The organism is Candidatus Neomarinimicrobiota bacterium (genome assembly GCA_036476315.1).
GTDB lineage: Bacteria > Fidelibacterota > Marinisomatia > Marinisomatales > S15-B10 > JAZGBI01.
The window spans coordinates 39,587-60,671 of the sequence record JAZGBI010000022.1 but is presented as its reverse complement, the minus strand read 5'-3'; the positions used below and the strand labels follow the sequence as shown (position 1 = coordinate 60,671).

Below are 21,085 nucleotides of genomic sequence, written 5' to 3'. Positions count from 1 at the left end.
GCGGGAGGGAAATGGAATCTACTCCCACGCCTTGCGGTATGTATACGTCACTCTTTCCGTTCTCCCGGGAGGCAGTGAAAGGTCAAACTGAACCGTTTGGGCATCTGTTTTCTTGTAATCGTGTGAGGATTCCCGAATTACCCAGTCGCCGGTGATATGTTCCCTAAGTTGAACGGCTATACGATCCTTACGTCTGTTCTTGATTTCCACCTGGATTGTGGCTTCCTCGCTTTTTTTCATTCGATTGTAATTCACCACTGTCCGATTTCCCAGGACGTCAAATGCCCTTCCCGCAATGACACTCGCTTTTTCTCCCACCGCCACCTGCCGAAGAAAATCTTCCCCGGCGAACTTGATGTTCCCTTCGTCCGTCGTGTAGTAGATCTGAAAGGAACCCGCGGGGAGAGGCAGGCCCATGTTGTTCTTCTCAACGTTTTCAAAGCTCAGTTCCACCGTGAGAGGCTCATCGCTTGATGACCGTTCCCTGTTCTCGAATCGGTAGAGGCGGGTGAATTCTATCTGCCTTTCCGGGTAGAGCGAAACTGTAATGGCCTCGTTGTTTGGTACGGTGAGGGCCTCAGAAAGGGTGTAGAAGTGATAGTCACCCAGAGTCTCGTGATCAAAGACCATCGGCTCGACAGCGGTGACCCCTTCCACTCTTATCGGTCTTTCCATGCGGAGTCTCGAGGGCGTCCTCCTTGAAATTCGTCGAAGTTCCCCTTCCACCAGTTCAACCCTTGAGTCGGAAAATGTGAGATTTGTTTCGTTCTTTACAATCGCATAGGTGGAGAGCTTTCCCGCTTTTTCATCGGGTGAAACAACCAGTCGATAGTCAGCATCCCAATCAAAGCCACGGGCGATGTAGATGAGATCCCCGGCCAGGTCTCCTTTCTTGTTCGTGCTGACCTCCCAGACTAACTCCGGGCTCACCGAGGGAATTATCTTCTTTCCCCCAATGGAGATTCTCACCACCTCGTCGAGATTAACGATGCGTGTGGACCACCATCTGCTTATGGTCATCCACTTCCCTTCGATATTCAGGAGTTTTCCTTTGAATGACCACCACCCATGGACAGGCTTTATCTTCACCTTCTGGCCGAGGTGATTCGCCAGGAAGCCGAACGTGTCAAACCTGTTGTGGTTGAATCTCTGATAGATGATCTCAGCCTCCGGCAATGACAGAAAGGGAGATTGAGATTCGATTTTATCGGGCAGTCTGGCATAACGGATCGCATTTCGTCCCGGTTTCACCTTGAATTCAACCGATTGTTTCACCAATCCGAAGCCGTCCTTGTACAGGGTAAGCGTCGCATCCCCGGATTGGGGAAAGACCTGGGCGGCCAGCAGAAAGAGTAGTAGAGCCTTTTTCATTTTAGGACCAGGTAGTTTCTTTTGAGTTTCTTGAGGCTATCTGACATGTCTCCCAGTTTCTTTTTTTCCTTTTCAACAATTTCATCGGGTGCTTTGTGGACGAAATCTTCATTCTGAAGTTTTCCCCTTACCGTGTCGAGCCTCGATTCCAGGTTCTCGATTTTGTCGGCCAGCCGCTTTTTCTCTTTTTCAACGTCGATCAACCCTTTCAATGGAACAAAAAGCTCCATGTTCCCAATGACGACCGTGGCCGAGTGAGGGGGCCTGTCCAGAGCGGGGTCTACCGTGAGGTTGTCAATTTTGGCCAGGTGACGCAGCACCTGCGCATGAGTTTTCATGAATTCTCCGTTGTCGCTTCTCACCAGGAGATCCGCCCTCTTCCCGGGGGGGACATTCATTTCAGCGCGGATGGTCCGGATTCCCGTCACCACATCCTGAAGAAGTTTCAATTCTGATTCAACGTCCTCGCTTACCAGCGTGTCGTCTTCGGAGGGCCAGGCAGACACGATGAGATCGGTCCCTTCATCCAGAAGGGGAGCCGCGGTGTTGAGCTTCTGCCAGATCTCCTCGGTAATGAACGGGGCGAAAGGATGGAGAAGTTTAAGAATATTTCGAACCACATGAACCGCAACGCTCAACGCCATCGATTTGGTTTCCTCGTCATCTCCGTAGAGCCTCGACTTGATTATTTCCACATACCAGTCACAGAAATCGGACCAGGTGAAATCGTAAATCCGCTTGGCGATTTCGTTAAACCTGTATGAAGAAAATGCGGTGTTCACGAAAGAGACGGTCCGGTTCAGGCGGCTGAGAATCCATCGGTCCGCGGGATCAAGCTTCGCCTGATCCAGCTGGGTCAGCGGTTTCGCTTCAACGTCTTCCGTGGCCATCAACACGAAGCGGGAAGCATTCCAGAGCTTGTTCATGAAGTTCCGGCCCACCTCTATTCTCTGTTCGGAGAACAGAATATCGAGGCCTTGAGGCGCAATGAGCATGATCCCGAACCGGAGGGCGTCCGCTCCATACGAGTCGATGATGGCCAGGGGATCGGGTGAATTTCCGAGAGACTTGCTCATCTTCCGGCCCTGGACGTCGCGAACCATGCCGTTGAAATAGACATTTCTGAACGGTACCTCGCCCACGAATTCGAAACTCGCCATAATCATGCGTGCCACCCAGAAGAATATGATGTCGCCTCCTGTCACCAGATCAGCGGTTGGATGAAAATAGCGAAGGTCATCGGTTTCTTCCGGCCACCCGAGTACACCCAGGGGCCACAGCCAGGAACTCGCCCAGGTGTCTAGGACATCTGGATCCTGATCCCAGTTCTCCGAATCCTGCGGCGGGTTTGCGCCGCAGTAGATCTCGTCCGTCTGCCTGTGGTACCATACGGGGATACGGTGGCCCCACCACAACTGTCGGCTTATGCACCAATCGTGAATATTCTCCATCCAGTGTTCGTAGGTCTTGACCCAGTGATGGGGATGAAACTTGATTTTTCCTTCCCGCACCGCATCGATTGCCGGCTTGGCCAGCTCTGACATGCGCATGAACCACTGTTCCGACAGGTAGGGTTCGATGGGCACGTTGCCCCGGTCCGAGTAGCCGATGCTTGTATGGTAATCTTCCACCTTTTCCACCAGGCCCTGTTCCGACATTCTCTCTACCACCCGGTCCCTGGCGACGAAACGGTCCAGTCCCTGGAATTCCTCCGGAGCGTTTTCATTAATAGCGCCTTTTTCATCCAGAATATTGACCATCTCGAGGTTGTGTGTTCTTCCCATTTTGAAGTCATTGGGATCGTGTGCGGGTGTCACCTTAATGCATCCCGTTCCGAATTCCGGGTCCACATAGCTGTCCTCTATGACCGGCATCTCCCGGCCCACAAGGGGTAAGATCACCGTTTTTCCCACGAGATGCCGGAATCTGTCGTCCCCGGGATGGACGGCGATCGCCGTGTCGCCCAGCATGGTTTCGGGACGTGTTGTGGCGACCGTGACGTACTCATCGCTGTTCTTCACGGGATATTTGAAATACCAGAGATGACCGTCGACCTCCTTGTAGATGACCTCCTCGTCTGAAATTGCCGATTCTGTCTTGGGGCACCAATTCACAAGTCTCTTTCCCCGATAGATGTATCCCTTTTTGTAGAGAGTGACAAAGGCATGGATGACGGCACGGGAATAGCTGTCGTCCATGGTAAATCGTTCCCGCTGCCAATCACAGGAACATCCGAGTCGCTTGAGCTGTTCGGTGATTAGGGAACCGTATTCCTCTTTCCAGTCCCACGTCCGCTTCAGAAAGTTTTCCCGACCCAGTTTCTGCTTCTCGATTCCTTCCTTTGCGAGGATCTTGACCAGTTTGGTCTCGGTGGCGATAGAGGCGTGGTCCGTGCCTGGTATCCAGCACGCTTCCTTCCCCCTCATGCGGGCCCGGCGGATGAGAGCATCCTGGATGGTGTTATTCAGAACGTGCCCCACAGTGAGGCTGCCTGTGATGTTGGGAGGGGGGATGACGATGGTATGGGGTGTCTTCTCTTCCGAGACAGATGCGTGAAAATAATTCTTCTCCATCCAGACGCCGTACCACCGGCTTTCCACATCCACGGGATCGTAGATTTTCGAAAGCTGTTGAAAATCGGTCACGGAAGTTATCTGGGCCTATATGTCAAGCGTTGAACGGGAACCGCCAATCACTTCTCGAGGACCAAGCTGAAAGCGGTGGTCAGCTTCAATACATTCTGGTTTGCCTTTACCAAATTATCGGTTACAATATTGGCCACGTTTTTCATCACCTGATAACCGAGGAGGGGATCGGATTCGCAGATGGAAAAGAGGTCTTTTTTCATGATAACTGCCATGGAGCAAACCGTCATAGCTTTGACGGTTGCCGTTCGTCTGTCATCATCTCCGAGAAGGGACATTTCCCCGAAGACGGGGTGCATGTCACTGGTGAGGTTGATGATAGCTTTCTCCCGGGTGTCGTAGCTCCCTTTGCTCAATTGAAGCGTCAGTGCCTGGTTGATCTCCACCTTCCCGTCCAGCAACAGATAGATGGAATCCCCCACCTCTCCCTCCTGGAAAATGAGGTCATCCGCCGGGTATTTCTTGATTCGTACCGCCTGGCGAAACGTATTCAATTGGTCTTCTGTGAGATGACGGAAGATTCGAAACTGCGCGAGATCTTTCAGGTCACTCATACGGTTACTCCGTCAAAGAACGACAACAGCCCTCTCACGTTTCTTTATGGTATAGTCCGGTCCCGGATTCACGACCACCGAGGCTTTGCTTTTTTCGGTCAGGGAGCGACCCGCTTCCGTCAGTTTTCTTTCGATAAAGACATCAAGGGCAGATGTATCCGATGCCAGGATCTCCCCGATTCCAAAATGTTCTTCTTCCGAGAACGTACTCACGAGAATCCATCCGTGCTTTTGGCGAAAATGATCAAAGAGTTCCGTATACGATTTGCCCACAAACTCAGCCGGAACGTCTGCCCGGTGGAAGCGTGAAGGAGAACGGCCGTCCAATAACGCTTCAATGGTCTGGGGAACGCCCGGTTCAGCGACGTGGGCAGCGACCATATAGGCACCGAAATCGTCGCTCAGGATCACTTCATCGGCATTGGCCCTCCGGATGTGCGTCAGGTTTTCCCTTTCCGTGATATATGCCACCACGCGGACACCCGGTGCCAGCGTCTTGATCGTCAATGTGCCGAAGATCGTCTTTTCATCGGGATGACTTCCCCCTTCCGGGGAATCGCTGGGAAGAACGATGGCAGTGGAGGCCTCTTTGATGTTCGCCCGTTCAAGGATGGTCTCCCTTGTGAAATCTCCCCGCACGGGCCTGATCTGCAACCCGCGGTACTTGTTCTTGATGCTGGCGATCAGGTCTTCATGTTCATTATTTATGAGAACGATTTGCACCGTCTTATCTTCACTCAGTGATTGGAGGGAATCGAGGAGGATGTCGGCGTTTCTGAGCCAGCCGCAAATCACAATGTGACCCGTGACGTCAAGTTTTTCCAGCCCTTTGTCTTCCCGAATACGCTTCGCTACGAAAATGGATGAGATGGTGGCCGTAAGGAGGGCGGTCAAAAGAATTCCGCCGTACATAATGAAAATGGCGATCATGCGACCGACAGATGTTTCCGGGGAAAAATCGCCATAGCCCACAGTGGTCATTGTCACGATGGCCCACCAAAAAGGATTGACCCCGTGGGTGATTTCCCGCATTTCTTCAAAATGACCAATGCCCCAGCCCCCCAGAAACATGACGGTATATATGCCAAAAATGATCTGGAAAAACCTGTTTCGGATCACATTTCTCAGTTCTTTTCTCATCGCGCGAATTTAAGCCCCGTCAAGAAAAAATGTTACTGATAGTCCCGAGGAAAGTCAATTCATTTGTGACGATACGTAAGCACGTAAAGTCTTGTGACCATTGTTCAATCTGAACAATACTTGAGCGACTTATGTCGCTTGCATACATGATCTCTCCGAAATTTGGCTCGTAGGATCATGTAGAATACGGCTTTATCTCGCGCTTTTCTTAGTCGTAAGAAAAGCGCTGGAAAAGAACTCCGGCTGAAAAATCCTCCCGCCCGTATCGGCTGGAGCCACGGGAATCCATGAAACTCGCCCGCCTGTTGGCGGTCTCACACAGTCATGGATTCTCCAAAGGATCTTGAGATGTTCCGTGTCTCCGCCTCCACGAATTCTGGCGGGACGCTTTTTAGGCCGATTTATTCTCTTTGGTGCCGATTCATCGGCACCATCAGTGGCCTTAAAATAATTTGGGCAATTAGAGGGATGCCAAGGCCGTGGAATAGAATCAATTACTGCCTGAGTCCTCCCGACCTGTCGGGAGGGGGAGTTCAATTGATTCCCACGGGCGCAGGCAGCCCCGCCCAAATTGTTTTTAGCCAAGTTTCTTTTGCAGTACTTTTCTTACGCTAAGAAAAGTACGAGAAAAAAACACAGTCCGAACAATTCCACCACGAGAATGTGTGGTGAGTGTAAGGAACAGAAGTTCCAGGGGAGCAACCTGATCTGACGACAGCCGCAAGGTCTCGCAGGTTTCCTGACGCCATTTGCGGATGAATGATCGACGTGAAATGCGCCCTGACTGAAAAGGGGTGTCGTTCGTATTGTTTCTAAACACTTCCGGTTCTCTCCAGAAGGGCTACCGTCTCGATATGGGGCGTGTGGGGGAACATGTCCACCATTGCGAGGCTTCTCACCTTGTATTTGCCCTCCGTGAACACCGCCACATCCCTGGCTTGAGTGGAAGGATTGCAGGAGATGTAGATAATCTTTCGGGGGGCCATCCTGATCACGTCTTTCACGAGTTTCGGATGCATTCCCGCTCTCGGCGGGTCAACCAGGACAGCATCCGGTTTCTCAATCTCCTTTAATATGGAGGTTGTCCGGAAGTACCTGTCCAGGTTTGCCTCAAAAAAACGACAGTTGAAAAGCCCGTTTGATATCGCATTGCGTACAGCATCCTGAACGGCGGAAGGGATCACATCGAACCCGTAAACCTGTCCCACGTGCGAAGCCGCGCAGCACGACGTAGACCCTGAGCCGCTGTAGAGGTCGTAGAGAATCTCATCTCCAGAAAAGTCGGCGAACTCCAGCGCCACTTTGTAGAGTTTCTCGGCCTGAGCGGTATTTGTCTGAAAAAACGAGTTGGGGGAGATTTCAAACGTGTATCCGCCCAGTTCCTCCCGAATGGTGGGCTGTCCGAAAAGCAAAACCTCCCATTCCCCGTAAGCCACGGCAGCCTTTCGCCGGGTGATATTGTTCACGATGCTCACAACCTGAGGGAAATCTGTTGTGAGCCTTTCAACCACGGGTCTGAGCAGGTCCGGCTCTTCTCTTGAGGTCACCAGATTTACCATGACTTCCCCCGTGTTCTCTCCCACCCGGATAACGAGATTCCGGACAAAGCCGGTGTGTTTCAGGATGTCGTACGGTTCCAGGCCATTCTCCAGGACCGTTTCTCTGACACTTTTGAGAATCTCATTGGCTATCGGTTTCTGGATCCAGCAGGTGTCTATGTTCAGGACTTTTTCATATCGTCCTGCCACATGGAGTCCCAGAGCGAACGTGGCGTCCACTCCCTGATCTTCATCGGGCAGAATCCAACGTCGGTTGGAGAATGAGAATTCCATCTTGTTCCGGTAGTGGAAGGGGTTTTCCGCCGCAACCACCCTGTCCAGTTTGACGGAGTGGATTCCGCCCATGCGACGGAAAAGATCCAGGGTCTGTTTCCGTTTTTCTTCTAGTTGGGCAGCGTAGTCGAGGTTTTGAAACGCACAACCGCCGCACGTGGGGAAATGGTCGCACTTGGCCCGGACTGCCTGTAGTGACTGTTGAAGTATTTCCACCGGTACGGCCTCAGCATGCCCGCTCTTCCGCTTGACAATTCGAGCAAGGACTTTTTGTTGAGGAAGTCCGTGCTTGACGAAGACCACGAAATCTCCCGCTTTGGCAACGCCTTTCCCTCCGTAGGCGATTGATTCAATCGTCAGTGGTAGTTCATCACCTACTTTTGGCCTGGGAATTTCTATTGTGGTTTATTGGGTTGGAAAGTCCAGCGATGAGGCAACACCGACTCTTACCGACTTCACTTCATATGCCCACCGGGTGCCAGGTTGTTTTTATTTCCTGTGTTTTCAGAATATGATAAGGTCCCTGTGCTGTCTTTCTGTTCCAACCGCTGTCGGTCAGTGTTACGACCCGCTTTACGTTCAATGATGATTTCTCCCCCACCATTTTGATTTCATCGGCATTCTCCCCGCAATACACAATGGCATTGACATCCATGTGCGAGGCGAAGTGTTCCAGCAATTCTGAACGCATTCCGGTAATCATATTGACCACACCAGGAGAGAGATCGGATGTCTGAAGCACCTCCGCAAAGGTAATCGCGCAGAGCGGATGCGAATTGGACGCCAAAACAACACATGTATTCCCGCCGACTACAACTGGAGCAAGCAGTGACACAAGCCCCCACAATGATGACGTTTCAGGAGCGATAACGGCCACCACACCTGTCGCCTCGTGAACGGTAAAGTCGAAGTAGGGCATGGCAACTGGATTTACACTGCTGAAAACCTGCTGATATTTATCAGCCCAACCAGCGTAATAAATCAGTCGATCAATGGTGTTCTCAACCTCCCGCCGTGCTTCCTTTCGAGTCGCTCCCTGAAGGGTGAGTTCAACCTCGAACTGATCCCGACGACCCTCAAGCATTTCAGCAATACGATAGATGATCTGACCCCGGTTGTAAGCGGTTCGCCCTTCCCATGGAGCAAATGCCCTTCGTGCAGCCACTACGGCATCCCGAAAATCCTTCCGGGAACCCCGGCAAATATTCAGGACCTGCCCACCTTTGGGATCTGTCCACTTGTAATATCTTCCTGACTCCGTCCGAGGGAATTTTCCATCAATGTAAAGCTTGTAGGTTTTTCGAATATCCAGTCGCTTACCCATGACAAATCCTCATTTTCTCCTCCGCAGGATCCTTCGGAAAGGAAAACGTCGAACCTGATGCGTCTGCCCCGCCCGCCTGCTCCCGAAGGGCGGGCAGGTGGGAGCGCAGCGACCTTACGGGGATTTGTGATCGGTCAATTTCTTTGTACATGACTCACTCGTTACACGAGCACTACGTAAGGCAACAGACCAGGAACACCCCCTTCACGCCCCATACCACTTTCTTTATAGCCACCGAACGGGGAAGACGGATCAAACTTGTTGAACGTGTTCGCCCAGATGACGCCTGCTCGAATTTCTTTTGTGATCTTGAAAATCTTGGATCCCTTGTCGGTCCATACGCCGCCCGAGAGGCCGTAGGGTGTATTGTTAGCTTTTTCAATCGCTTCATCTGCGGTTCTGAAGGTCTGGATGGGCAGTACGGGTCCAAAGATTTCTTCCTGAACAATGCGGTGCGATTGAGATACGTTCGTAAATAATGTGGGAGGGTGCCAGTAGCCTTTTTCCGGCAGGTCACACCGAGGTTGGTACAGGGTTCCTCCCTCGTCGACACCAATCTTCACATAAGTTTGTATTTTCTCCAACTGCGGTTTGGAGTTGATGGCACCTATATCCGTATTCTTATCCAGGGGATCCCCCACTATGAGCGTTGCAATCCGATCCTTCAGTTTCTGGATGATCTCATGGGCAACGCCTTCCTGAACATAGAGACGGGAGCCTGCACAGCAGACGTGTCCCTGATTAAAGAAAATGCCATTTACGATTCCTTCCACCGCCTGATCAATGGCCGAATCCTCAAAAACAATGTTGGCGGCTTTACCGCCCAGCTCCAGAGTGCATGCCTTGCCCGTGCCGGCTAGAGTCCTTTGGATATACTTCCCTACTTCAGTCGAACCGGTAAAGGCAATTTTATCCACATCAGGGTGATTGACAATCATTTGGCCGGTTCTCGCCCCTCCTGTAATAATATTTACAACGCCCGGTGGCAGATCTGCTTCCTGAATGATTTCCGCCAGTTTCATTGCGGTGAGTGGAGTCGTTTCCGCCGATTTGAGAACGACAGTATTGCCGGTTGCCAGCGCAGGAGCGATTTTCCATGCGGCCATCAGGATGGGAAAATTCCAGGGGATGATCTGTCCCGCCACGCCCATTGGCCTCACACGACGTCCGGGGAAAGCATACTCGAGCTTATCCGCCCAACCGGCATAATAGAAAAAGTGGGCTGCTGCCAGAGGTATGTCCACATCTCTTGATTCACGAATCGGCTTGCCTCCATCCATCGATTCTATGACGGCAAATTCCCGTGCCCGTTCCTGGAGCAAACGGGCAATACGGTAAATGTATTTACCTCGCGTCGATGGCGCCATTCTGGACCATCCTGCTTCATACGCCTCTCTTGCCGCCAGGACAGCCGCATCCACGTCAGCCTGTGTAGTCTCGGGCACTTCAGACAGTTTTTGTTCCGTCGCTGGATTAATCGTATCAAAATAGCGCCCATTTTTTGGCGGTTGAAATTCACCATTGATGAATAAGTCGTACCGGTCCTTCAACCCGATATGATCTTTACTTTCCGGCGCCGGACTGTAGGTCCAGTCCGTATCAAAATCGATTCTGGGCTCACCTGCTTTCATGACGCTTCCTTGTTATCCGGGGGCATTTCACACCAGGAGAAAAAGATAGTGAATGAATCCATCTGTCAAATGTCTCCATTATTAGTCAACGGAAAAGTAATTCATGGACTGATAGACACCCGAAGATTGTTTGACAATCTGCATGAGAACATCATTCGCCAGCGAGCTGGCACCAAACCGGTAGAGGGCGGGTGTCATCCAACTCTGGCCAACCGTCTCTCGCAGCATGACCAGGTATTGAACAGCCTGTTTGGCCGTTTTGATTCCCCCCGCCGATTTCATGCCGACTTGTCGACCTGTGTCGTAATAGAAATCGCGAATGGCTTCCAGCATGACCAGAACCACCGGTGGGGTGGCTGCCGGATATATCTTCCCGGTTGATGTTTTAATGAAATCTGCCCCGGCATGCATGGCAATATCACTGGCTTTGCGGACATTATCCAGGGTAACCAACTCGCCTGTTTCCAGAATGACCTTCAGAGTGGCGGAACCACAGGCCTGTTTCACTGCCGCAATCTCATCACTGACAAATGCATATTCGCCACGCAGAAACCGACCCCGGGAAATGACCATGTCCACCTCATCAGCGCCGTCGCTGACAACTTTCTCGACTTCCTCCAGTTTGACCTCCAGAGAGGCCATTCCGCTGGGAAATGCCGTGGCTACCGAGGCTACCTTGATTTCCGTCCCTTCTAGTGCCTTTTTTGCCACGGGGATCATTGTTGGATATACGCATACCGCTGCCACCGTGGGCAATCCAGGAAACTGGTCATGCAGGTGGGCAGCTTTGTAGCAGAGCTGTTTCACTTTACCGGGTGAATCCTTCCCCTCCAGAGTCGTTAGATCAATCATGCTCAGGATCGTGTTCAAGGCATCGATTTTGGATTCCTTCTTGATACTCCTCTTGAACAGACGAGCTGCTCGTTCTTCTACACCAATCTGATCTATGGGGCGCGCTACTTTAACAACTGTATCTGCTGGTGTCACGCGATATTTTCTTTAACCTCCGCAACCAGTTGCTGAGCTTGATCTCTGGTGGGTGCCTCCGCGTAGACGCGCACTATTGGCTCCGTGTTTGACGAGCGGATGTGAACCCACCGATCCGGCCAGAGCAGCTTGAGTCCGTCAAGAGTATTCTTCTCTGCGTCAAAGTAAGTTTCAGAGATCGCCTTGAACGCGTCATCTAAATCTACACCTGAAACAGAAACTTTGTCCTTTACCATCCAATACCTGGGAAACCCTTGAAAGATGGTACTCAGGGGTTCGCCAGACTTTTCCATTCTGTCCATCACCAATGCCGCCGCCACCAGTGCATCTCGTCCCAGGTGGACGTCTCTAAGAATCACCCCTCCGTTCCCTTCACCGCCTATGGGCGAATTCACCTCTTTCATCAGCTCGACCACATTGATCTCTCCCACGGCGGAACGTTTAACGTTTGCCCCATAGGTCGTTGCCACGCGGTCCACCGCCTGAGTTGTGGAAAGGTTCGTGACGATGGTCTCGCTGGATCCCGTTGAGCGCAAGAAATCGTCCACCGCCAGTACGAGGGTATATTCGTCCCCCAGGGGTTGGCCCCGTTCATCAACGACGGCCAGCCGGTCCCCGTCGGGATCGGTGGCAAGTCCCACGTCACAATGGTGTTCTTTGACGGTTTCGCTCAAAGTGACCAGATTGGAAGGGAGAGGTTCCGGCGGATGGGCGAACTTTCCGGAGAAATCGCAGTTCAGCCTCACCACCCGGCAGCCCAGCTGCTCCAGCAGCATGGGCAGTGCCTCGCTTGCCGCACCATTTATGGTATCCACCGCAACCGAGAAACGACGCTTTTTGATATCTTCCACATCAATCCACTCCACGGCAAGTATCCGGTCCACGTGCCGCCGGATTGCCCCGTCAAATCTGGAGTAGGTTCCGAGTTCATCTCCGGAAAGCTTTTCGAGCTCTTCATTTTCCCCGAACAGCTGGCTGAGACGTTCGAATTCTTCCGCGTTCAGAAAGCAACCGTCCCCGGTGATGAATTTCAAACCATTCCAGTTTCCCGGATTGTGGCTCGCCGTCACCACGATCCCCCCAACGGCATCGGTATCCTCAACTGTGAACTGCACGGTGGGAGTGGGACAGATGCCGCTGTCCCGAATTTCCCTTCCCACCGATTCAAACAGATCGAGGATAGCGGAGATCAGTTTTGCACCTGAACGCCGGGTATCCCGCCCCACGACCAGAGCCCCTGCACCGCAGAAGCGATGAAAGGCAACGGCATACCTTCTTGCAAGGGGAGCGTCAAGATCGGAGGGAAACAGACCTCGAACTCCGGAGACACCCTGGATTAGCATCGATAACCCTATTTATCCCGTTCTATTCGTCAGCCGCCCGGCCCGCGAAGACACTTTGGAGATCTCGGAAGACTGATGACAACGTACTAACCCGGATTATCCACAGGATCTTCCAAAGGATCTTGAGATGAGATCCACAGGATCTTCCAAAGGATCTTGAGATGAGATTCACCACGAAGCCACCCCGATAGAATGGCTTCGCATCCAATGGGACAGGCAGAGGTCACAGAGAAGCGTAATTAACATAAGGTTAGAGAAAGATGACGTGTCTAAAATAGTCGCAAGAATTGATTTCAAATGAATTATCATAAGGTTTTTAGTATCAAATTGATATACTCTGTGTTCACCCTTTCCCGATCAAGTCGGGATGTGGCTAATGAATAGTCCAGGCTAAAAACAGGATTCAATGTTTTCTTTTTCAAGTATGATCTCGCGATCCATTAACTGTTGCGCCTCATCCCTCCAGGTCCTGGTCTTCTTGGTGGAGGATTATCAGGGCCGAATGGAATGCGCTAAGGCCGAGAACGCGACAAGTTAAGATGGGGAAAGATAACGGTGGGATTAAATTTGACAAAAAAATCCATCCACGTTGAGGTGGACGGATACTTTTCATGAACCCGGGGGTCAGTACCGTCTCGACTTCCCTTTCCCTGCTCGTCTGGCCGCGCTGGGTTTCAGATAATATGATTTTCTCCTGACCTCCCTCAGTATGCCTGCCTTTTCGTACTTTTTCTTGAAGCGTCTGAGAGCCCGCTCAAGAGGTTCACCCTTACGAACTGTGACATGAACCAATTCGTTACCTCCTTTCCACGTTTTTAGCCCAGATAGGTCCTGAGCGCTTTGCTGCGAGACTTATGGCGAAGTCGACGGATGGCTTTCTCTTTTATTTGGCGCACGCGCTCACGAGTGAGACTGAACTCCTCTCCAATTTCATTCAGGGTGAGGGCGTAGTCCCGGTCGATACCGAAATACATCTTGATTACATCCCGCTCCCTGTCCTTCAGGGATTCCAGGCAGCTCCGGATTTCCTCTTTCAGGGATTCCGTCATAAGGAGCGAGTCTGGCGGTGTCTGTTTGTTGTCCTTGATAACATCCATGAGGGAGTTCTTATCTCCATCCCGAAAGGGTGCGTGAAGGGAATGGTGCCTTCTCGAGATTCGGATAGCGTCCGTCACTTCATCGGACTGCATCTCCAACCGCTTCGCAATCTCATCCTCATTGGGCGGACGCTCATAATCCGATTCAAGATCCTCGGCCGCCTTCGTGATCTTACTGATGGTACCCACACGGTTGAGGGGAAGGCGGACGATTCTGGAATGTTCCGCCAGAGCCTGCAAAATGGACTGGCGAATCCACCAGACGGCGTAGGAAATGAATTTGAACCCTCGGGTTTCGTCAAACCTTTCCGCAGCCTTGATGAGGCCAAGATTCCCCTCGTTGATGAGATCCGTCAGAGGGAGTCCCTGGCCCTGGTAATCCTTTGCCACAGAGACCACGAAGCGAAGATTTGCCTCCGTGAGTTCCTTCAAAGCTTGGAGGTCATTCTGTTTGACACGTTGGGCAAGTTCAATCTCCCTCTGGGGAGCGAGGGGTTCAAACTTTCCGATTTCTTCGAGATAACGGCTTAGACTTCTGTTTGCGTCAGTTGGCATCTAACACTCCCTGTCAGCTTGTTTGCGCCTCATTTCGTTTGTTTACGACAAAGTATTGTAATTTACGCTACATTTTCGAGACTTTCAAGGACCCGGCGTCAGAAAAAATATTGACCTGCTCCCGGGGAACGGGCGAGAAGAGAATTCTTTGCGATGGAATTCGGCGGGATATTCCTAATTTAAATGATTGCAGTAGTCGGCTGGAAATGAGAGGTCTGCCGGCAGACCAGATGGATGACACCTGAAACTTTTAACTTTTTCGGGCATTGTGAGTCAAAAGGAACGACTCTCTTTATCTAACCAGGGGGGAAAATTCTCCTGTAGGCTATCCTGACCAGATGTTTTTCTCAAATCATACCGTTTCGCCAGGGTCGAAATTCTCCAGTTATCTGCTGGCATTTCTCACATTCCTGACTGGAGGCGCCCTGTTGGGACAGCCAGTCTACACACTGAGCGACTGCATCCGCGTTGCTCTGGAGAATCAACCCGGCATACGCATCGCGCGTCTGAGAGTTCAGTCTTCGCTCGCTGGAGTGAAGGGATCTTTGGCCAATATACTGCCCACCGTGAGCTACAGGGCGGGCTATCTGAACCAGGGATCCTATGTCAACCCGGAAATCGCATTTACCGTCCCGGAGAGTGAATACTACTCCGGGGGAATTTCCCTGAATCAGACCATCTACGATGGTGGGAGGTGGTGGAATCAGATAGCCGCCGCAAATACCCTGTATGAATACACCAACATATCTAAGACTCAGACGAGGATCACCGTTATCCTGGAGGTGAAAAAAGCGTTCTATCAATACTTGAAGAATTTGCAGCTTCTGGAAGTATCGAGGCAGTCCGTGGAGCTGGCGAAACATCAGCTGGAACTTGTGAAGCACCAGTATGAGGTGGAGGCCGTTGCCCGGACGGACCTGTTGAAGCAGCGGGTCCAGCTGGGTAATATGGAGGTGGACGCTCTCAATCAGGAGGCCGCGACGACAAATTCCTTCAATGAACTTGCGAATGCGATGGGTCTGGAGGTGGGGACGGAATTTTCCGTCTTGGACAATCCTGAGGTGAATCCGGTTCCCATGGAATCTTTCCCCGTTGTCTGGAAAAAGGTGACAGAGACCAATCCATCTTTACTCGCTCAGCAGATGCAAGTGGACAATTCAGCTCTGGCTTTGAAGATAGCGCGTTCCGGGTATTTTCCCACATTGTCCCTCTCAGTGGGCTATGATGGATCATCGACGGCCTTTGATCAGCTCTACACCGATGTGGATAAGCACTGGAGGCTCCAGACACGCCTTTCCGTTTCGTATCCCCTCTTCACCGGATTCTCCCGGTCGACGCAGGTTGAAGGTTCGCGGTTGGAGTACAAAATTGAAAGGGAGAATCAGAGGACACTTCTGAGAAATCTTCAGGTTCAGCTCGATTTTACCATGAGACAACTCAGTAATCTGGACAAGATGATTCCCATTTTTGAAGAGACCAGACAGTCGGCGGAGGAGGATCAGCGGCTGGCCCGGGAGAGGTACAATTTAGGGGCCGCGACGATCCTGGATGTTCTGGATGCTCAACTATCGGTGGCCAGGGCAAACAGTTCCCTGGTGCGGGCCATCTACGACAGGAAAATTCTTCAAGCACAGCTTGACGCGTTGTTGGGCAAATCAGGATGAAGCAAGAGTGACAATCATGTAAGGTATCAGGCCTATGGCAAAGAAGAAGGCAAAAAAGAAAAAAAAGAGACGAAACATCATTCTGATTTCCGGTGCCGTCGTAATTGTTGCGGTCATCGTCCTCGTGAAAGTCCTCAGGTCGGACGTTCAGCCCATTGAAGTCCAGAGGGAAAAAGTGAGACGGCAAAAGATTGTCCATAAAGTGACGGCATCCGGAACGATTCAGCCCGAAAGGCAGGTGGACATCAGTGCCAATCTCAGTTCGCTGATTATGGAGATCATGGTTGAAGAGGGAGACTCGGTGATGTTGGGTCAGCTCCTCATATCGCTGGACAAGACGCGCTATGAAGCGTCGGCGGAGCAGGTTCTCTCGCGTTTGAAGTCCGCCGAAGCAAATCTTGTCAAATCGACGGCTTTGAAGGATCGCGCCGAAAAACTGTATTCAGAGCAGCTAGTGTCCAGTCAGGAGTTCGAGTCGGCCACGGCCCAGTTTCAGCTCGCAGAGAGTGAAGTGGAGCTGGCGAAGGCGGCCCTTAAATCGGCCATGGATGATCTGTCAAAAACGAGCTTGCTCGCTCCCGGTTGGGGTGTGGTAACTCAGGTCAGGAAAGATGAGGGGGAGATGGCTCTGGGATCCACCTTCCAGGCCGATGTCCTGATGTCCATCGCCGATCTCAGCAGGATGGAGGTGGTGGTGGAAGTGAATGAGAATGACGTTGTGGACGTTTCCGAGGGAGACACAGCGGAAATTGAAATTGATGCCTTTCAGGATACCGTATTCCACGGGATCGTAAAGGAGATTGCTCACGTGGCTCAGACCACCGCCGTGGGGACGCAGGAACAGGTTACGAATTTCAACGTGAAGGTCAGGATGCTTAAGGTTCCTGAAGGAATCCGGCAGGGGATGTCGGCTACCGTCGATGTCATCACGGATGTAAAACAAGACGTTCTTGCCATCCCCATTCAGGCTCTGACGGTTCGGGCCGAAAAGCCTGCTGGCAGTCCGGGGAAATCCCGCCGCCGGGAAGGGTCACGGGGTCCCCCGGGGGGCGGAGAATGGAAAAAACAGAAGATGGTTGAAGTCGTTTTCGTCATGAGCGACACCTTGGTGGGGAATGGGGAGAATCCCTCCCCCTCAAAGTCAAACGGGACCCAGTTTGCGGAGCAGAGACCGGTGAATGTTGGCCTGTCGAGTGAGACCCATTATGAGGTCCTGTCGGGACTCGAAGAGGGAGAGGAGATTGTCACGGGGAGTTACAAGGCAATTTCCCGGGATCTCCAGCACAACTCTCCCGTCACAGGGAAGGAGAGGGGAGCGCCTGAGACGGAAGAGAAGAGCGGAGAATGATCAATAGTCAAAAGAGTCAGATGAATTCGGATCACATCATTTCTCTCAATCAAATTGTGAGGGATTACGAACTTGGTGAGGATCAGGTCGTTCACGCGCTGCGAGGCGTCGATTTTGAGGTGACACGGAACGACTATGTGTCCATCATGGGACCGTCGGGTTCCGGCAAATCCACCCTCATGAACATCATCGGATGCCTCGACACCCCCACGAGCGGCACCTACAAGTTTGAAGGGGAGATGGTTCATGAAATGGATGACAACCAGTTGGCGTCCATCCGCAACCGGAGGATCGGTTTTGTGTTTCAGACGTTTAACTTACTTCCCAGGGCGACGGCACTCAGGAACGTGGAACTTCCCCTTGTCTATAGAGGGAGCCCACCGGACGAAAGACGTGAAGCAGCCAGAGGTGCTTTGAAGAGCGTGGGATTGGAAAGTCGCATGGAACATCGACCCAATGAACTTTCCGGGGGAGAGAGGCAGCGGGTGGCCATAGCCAGGGCCCTTGTGACGGAACCCTCCATCATTCTGGCGGATGAACCCACGGGGAATCTCGACAGCACGACGGGCGAAGAAATTATGGAAGTCCTCGGTTCCCTTCACAATACGGGAAACACCATTTTGGTGGTTACCCACGAGCAGTACATAGCCGCCCATGCGGGGAGGACCATTCATCTTCTGGACGGCCTGATTTCCGACGACAGTCGACACGATTCCTGAGCATGTTCAAGATCCTTATCGAAGACGTTTTCATCGCCCTTTCCGCCATTATCTCCAACCGCCTTCGAACGTTCCTCACCATGCTGGGGATTGTCATCGGCATTCTCGCAGTGACCTTGATGGGCACTTTGATTGAAGGTCTCGACGGGGCGTTCGAACGAAGCATATCGTTTCTGTCACGAGATGTTCTGTTCGTTTCCCGGCACAAGTGGTTTGGCGGGTCGGACCAGTGGTGGGAGACCCGGAACCGCCGGCATATGAAAGTGGAATACGCCGCAAAAATCAAGGAGTTATCCCAGTACGCCATCGCGGCGGCGCCCACCATGTCCCGGTCAGCCACAGTGCGGTACCTGGACAAGGCCGTCCCCAATGTTCGTACCACCGGGACAACCGATGAGTACCTTCAAACCACGACGTTTGACATTGAAAACGGTCGATTCTTCACCGCCGGAGAGAGCCGGGCAGGAGCACCCGTTTGCGTTCTCGGTTATGATGTGGCTGAACAACTTTTCGAAAGTGAGGATCCCGTCGGCAAAAAGGTGAAACTCGGACCTCACCAGTTTCGTGTCATCGGAGTCATCGAGAAACAGGGGAAATTCCTCGGCCTGTTCAGCCAGGATAACCAGACCGTCATACCCCTGGGTACGTTTCAAAAGGTATTTGCCAGGCGAGGATGGACGCAGATCAACGTGAAAGTGCCCGCAGGATACATCGGGGCGGCAACGGAGGAGATCACGGGGATCATGCGGAGAATACGGGGGTTGAAGCCCCAGGAGAGAGATGATTTCGCCATCAACCAGCAGGAAGCCTTCCGTACACAATACAATGCCATCAAGTTTGCTATCGGAGGAACCGGAATCTTCATTACCGTACTTTCATTGATGGTGGGCGGCATCGGCATCATGAATATTATGTTTGTCTCCGTGAAGGAGCGCACGCGGGAGATAGGAATTCGCAAAGCACTGGGGGCTACAAGAAAGGTCATTATGATGCAGTTCCTGCTCGAGGCCATATTCATCTGTGGATTTGCCGGCCTCTTCGGTCTGGGAATCTCCTTTGTGGGAAGCAGGGCCATCGACCGGTTGGTCTTTCCATCCTCCATGCCGTTGTGGCTGGCAATGGTCGCTTTTCTCCTGTCGCTTCTTGTGGGCGTGGTCTCAGGCCTGGCTCCCTCCTACAGAGCAGCCCGACTCGATCCCATCGAGGCGCTCCGTTATGAATGACGACATGAGCCACATCCCGACTTGATCGGGACGGGGAGACCACAGAGTATATGAATATGGTTTCACTGATCGGCCGCAAAGAACAGTAAGAACCCCAAATGATTAGTGTTGATATTGACGACGTCACCGTGACAAATTTCCAATTCGCGTCGCAACGTTCGCTGCTAAAGGTCTTTTTCTTATCAATCTATATTAGTTGTTTTTCTCTGTGAACTCTGAGGCAAAAAAAAGGGGACGCGGCGTGAATATTCGGCTGCTCGGTCAGGAATTGAAGGAGGGACTCGTGATGTCACTGGAAGCGATCCGTGACAATAAACTCCGCTCCAGCCTCACGCTTCTGGGGATAGCCATTGGTGTATTTTCGGTCGTGGGCGTCATGACCGCACTCCGTACGCTGGAAACATCTATCGAGAGAGGTCTGAACATCTTCGGGACAAACACGTTTGCGGTTCAAAAATATCCGGCCATTCAGATCGGATGGCATTCCCGTATGAAGTATCGAAACCGAAAGAGTATTACCCTTGATCATTTCGAAAGGCTTCAAACGCGGGCTCAACTACCGAAGGTGGTATCGGTAGGAGATGATTGGGGAGGACGTCTGATCCAGTACAAGGACCGTAAGACAAAGGGAAATGTGGGGCTTTATGCGGGGGATGAGTGGACACTGAGGAATTACAACACCTACATTGGTGATGGAAGGAATATCACCCGTGAGGATATCCGCTTTTCAAGAGACATTTGCGTCCTCGGAATGGATGTGGCTGACATCCTTTTCCCTTTCGAAGATCCGTTGGGAAAAAATGTCGTGATGGACGGAGTCAGGTATCTCGTGGTTGGCACTGCGGAACCCCAGGGGCAAATGTTTGGCAGCAGCCGGGATAATTTCATTGCCATCCCCATATCGGTTTTTCTCGAAAATTATGGTCGCCGCTGGACCTCGCTGGTCATCACCGTGGAGGCGGAGTCGGCAGAACTCTACGATGCAACCATGGACGAGACAATCGGGCTGCTCAGGACCATCAGGAAGATTCCTCCCGGGGAGGAGAACGATTTCGAAATCGTATCCAACGCAACGCTTATTGAGACCTTTGGCAGGTTTACGGGCGGAGTAAAACTGTTCGCCTTCATCATCAGTATTATCGCACTCGTCGTGGCAGGGATTGGGATCATGAATATCATGCTGGTCTCAGTGACGGAGAGAATCAAGGAGATCGGGATCCGGAAAGCTGTGGGGGCCACCCGCAGGAACATCTTGACCCAGTTTCTCATCGAGTCGATTTTCTTGAGCGAATTCGGGGGTCTCGTGGGCATCATATTTGGCATTCTGGGAGGAAACGTTGTCGCGGCCCTTTTTAACATTCCCGCTGTGATTCCCCTGGATTGGGCTTTCTTCGGACTCCTCGTCTGCTCCATCATCGGAATAGGGTTTGGGAGTTACCCCGCATACAAAGCCGCGAAACTTGACCCTATTGAGTCGTTGAGATATGAGTAGATAGTCTTCGTCTCTGCGCCACCTGATCTGTATTCCAGAACCCCTGCGGAACCACCCTTTGCAACGGCCGCACGGGGGCTATTCTGAGCCGACGGAACTGCTCCAGGCATCCTGCATCACAGTTGCCTTTTCCTTGATTAGGGGGCACGACAAACCTAAA

The 21,085-nt window shown here is 52.0% G+C and carries 16 protein-coding genes; 5 read left to right on the top strand and 11 right to left on the bottom strand.

All coding sequences use genetic code 11. From position 1 onward, the window contains the following. Positions 1-18 precede the first annotated feature (18 nt). From V3U24_02730 to V3U24_02680, 11 genes are all read right to left on the bottom strand, one after another. Positions 19-1,371, bottom strand: a complete 1,353-nt coding sequence (locus V3U24_02730; protein MEE9166366.1) for a hypothetical protein — start codon at positions 1,369-1,371, stop codon at positions 19-21. After that, positions 1,368-4,016, bottom strand: a complete 2,649-nt coding sequence (locus V3U24_02725) for a valine--tRNA ligase (GenBank protein MEE9166365.1) — start codon at positions 4,014-4,016, stop codon at positions 1,368-1,370. Before V3U24_02725 ends, V3U24_02730 begins: the two co-directional genes overlap by 4 nt. A gap of 47 nt (positions 4,017-4,063) precedes the next feature. After that, a complete protein-coding gene (locus V3U24_02720) occupies positions 4,064-4,570 on the bottom strand; it encodes a cyclic nucleotide-binding domain-containing protein (GenBank protein MEE9166364.1) in 507 nt (168 codons plus the stop codon). A 12-nt stretch (positions 4,571-4,582) separates the two neighbouring features. Further along, positions 4,583-5,710: an ion channel gene (locus V3U24_02715; protein MEE9166363.1), complete on the bottom strand. Its 1,128-nt coding sequence runs from the start codon at positions 5,708-5,710 to the stop codon at positions 4,583-4,585. Between the two features lie 812 nt (positions 5,711-6,522). Then, positions 6,523-7,935: a 23S rRNA (uracil(1939)-C(5))-methyltransferase RlmD gene (rlmD, locus tag V3U24_02710; GenBank protein MEE9166362.1), complete on the bottom strand. Its 1,413-nt coding sequence runs from the start codon at positions 7,933-7,935 to the stop codon at positions 6,523-6,525. 67 nt (positions 7,936-8,002) lie between these two features. Beyond that, on the bottom strand, positions 8,003-8,866 hold the full coding sequence (locus V3U24_02705) for an aldehyde dehydrogenase family protein (protein MEE9166361.1): 864 nt from the start codon (positions 8,864-8,866) through the stop codon (positions 8,003-8,005). Between the two features lie 161 nt (positions 8,867-9,027). Then, positions 9,028-10,497, bottom strand: a complete 1,470-nt coding sequence (locus V3U24_02700; GenBank protein ID MEE9166360.1) for an aldehyde dehydrogenase family protein — start codon at positions 10,495-10,497, stop codon at positions 9,028-9,030. An 81-nt stretch (positions 10,498-10,578) separates the two neighbouring features. Beyond that, positions 10,579-11,484 (bottom strand): deoxyribose-phosphate aldolase, encoded by a 906-nt coding sequence (deoC, locus tag V3U24_02695; protein ID MEE9166359.1) that lies wholly within the window; start codon positions 11,482-11,484, stop codon positions 10,579-10,581. After that, on the bottom strand, positions 11,481-12,827 hold the full coding sequence (glmM, locus tag V3U24_02690) for a phosphoglucosamine mutase (protein ID MEE9166358.1): 1,347 nt from the start codon (positions 12,825-12,827) through the stop codon (positions 11,481-11,483). The genes deoC and glmM overlap by 4 nt, the downstream gene beginning before the upstream one ends. 624 nt (positions 12,828-13,451) lie before the next feature. Further along, a complete protein-coding gene (gene rpsU, locus V3U24_02685; protein ID MEE9166357.1) occupies positions 13,452-13,619 on the bottom strand; it encodes a 30S ribosomal protein S21 in 168 nt (55 codons plus the stop codon). A 23-nt stretch (positions 13,620-13,642) separates the two neighbouring features. Further along, positions 13,643-14,479: a sigma-70 family RNA polymerase sigma factor gene (locus V3U24_02680; protein MEE9166356.1), complete on the bottom strand. Its 837-nt coding sequence runs from the start codon at positions 14,477-14,479 to the stop codon at positions 13,643-13,645. Between the two features lie 338 nt (positions 14,480-14,817). Here V3U24_02680 and V3U24_02675 point away from each other — a divergent pair, with 338 nt between their 5' ends. From V3U24_02675 to V3U24_02655, 5 genes are all read left to right on the top strand, one after another. Beyond that, complete coding sequence (locus V3U24_02675) at positions 14,818-16,143, top strand: TolC family protein (protein MEE9166355.1); 1,326 nt, start codon at positions 14,818-14,820, stop codon at positions 16,141-16,143. 34 nt (positions 16,144-16,177) lie between these two features. Further along, a complete protein-coding gene (locus V3U24_02670; GenBank protein ID MEE9166354.1) occupies positions 16,178-17,491 on the top strand; it encodes an efflux RND transporter periplasmic adaptor subunit in 1,314 nt (437 codons plus the stop codon). Beyond that, on the top strand, positions 17,488-18,210 hold the full coding sequence (locus tag V3U24_02665) for an ABC transporter ATP-binding protein (GenBank protein ID MEE9166353.1): 723 nt from the start codon (positions 17,488-17,490) through the stop codon (positions 18,208-18,210). Before V3U24_02670 ends, V3U24_02665 begins: the two co-directional genes overlap by 4 nt. Before the next feature lie 2 nt (positions 18,211-18,212). Then, positions 18,213-19,433: an ABC transporter permease gene (locus tag V3U24_02660; protein MEE9166352.1), complete on the top strand. Its 1,221-nt coding sequence runs from the start codon at positions 18,213-18,215 to the stop codon at positions 19,431-19,433. Positions 19,434-19,674: 241 nt separating this feature from the next. Then, complete coding sequence (locus V3U24_02655; GenBank protein ID MEE9166351.1) at positions 19,675-20,925, top strand: ABC transporter permease; 1,251 nt, start codon at positions 19,675-19,677, stop codon at positions 20,923-20,925. Positions 20,926-21,085 lie beyond the last annotated feature (160 nt).

Bases quoted from the DNA above. Each gene is read 5' to 3' on its own strand.
- V3U24_02665 (MEE9166353.1), top strand. From the start codon at position 17,488: ATGATCAATAGTCAAAAGAGTCAGATGAATTCGGATCACATCATTTCT.
- V3U24_02675 (MEE9166355.1), top strand. From the start codon at position 14,818: ATGTTTTTCTCAAATCATACCGTTTCGCCAGGGTCGAAATTCTCCAGT.
- V3U24_02720 (MEE9166364.1), bottom strand. From the start codon at position 4,570: ATGAGTGACCTGAAAGATCTCGCGCAGTTTCGAATCTTCCGTCATCTC.
- V3U24_02660 (MEE9166352.1), top strand. From the start codon at position 18,213: ATGTTCAAGATCCTTATCGAAGACGTTTTCATCGCCCTTTCCGCCATT.
- V3U24_02700 (MEE9166360.1), bottom strand. From the start codon at position 10,497: ATGAAAGCAGGTGAGCCCAGAATCGATTTTGATACGGACTGGACCTAC.
- V3U24_02680 (MEE9166356.1), bottom strand. From the start codon at position 14,479: ATGCCAACTGACGCAAACAGAAGTCTAAGCCGTTATCTCGAAGAAATC.
- V3U24_02715 (MEE9166363.1), bottom strand. From the start codon at position 5,710: ATGAGAAAAGAACTGAGAAATGTGATCCGAAACAGGTTTTTCCAGATC.
- glmM (MEE9166358.1), bottom strand. From the start codon at position 12,827: ATGCTAATCCAGGGTGTCTCCGGAGTTCGAGGTCTGTTTCCCTCCGAT.
- V3U24_02730 (MEE9166366.1), bottom strand. From the start codon at position 1,371: ATGAAAAAGGCTCTACTACTCTTTCTGCTGGCCGCCCAGGTCTTTCCC.
- V3U24_02670 (MEE9166354.1), top strand. From the start codon at position 16,178: ATGGCAAAGAAGAAGGCAAAAAAGAAAAAAAAGAGACGAAACATCATT.
- V3U24_02705 (MEE9166361.1), bottom strand. From the start codon at position 8,866: ATGGGTAAGCGACTGGATATTCGAAAAACCTACAAGCTTTACATTGAT.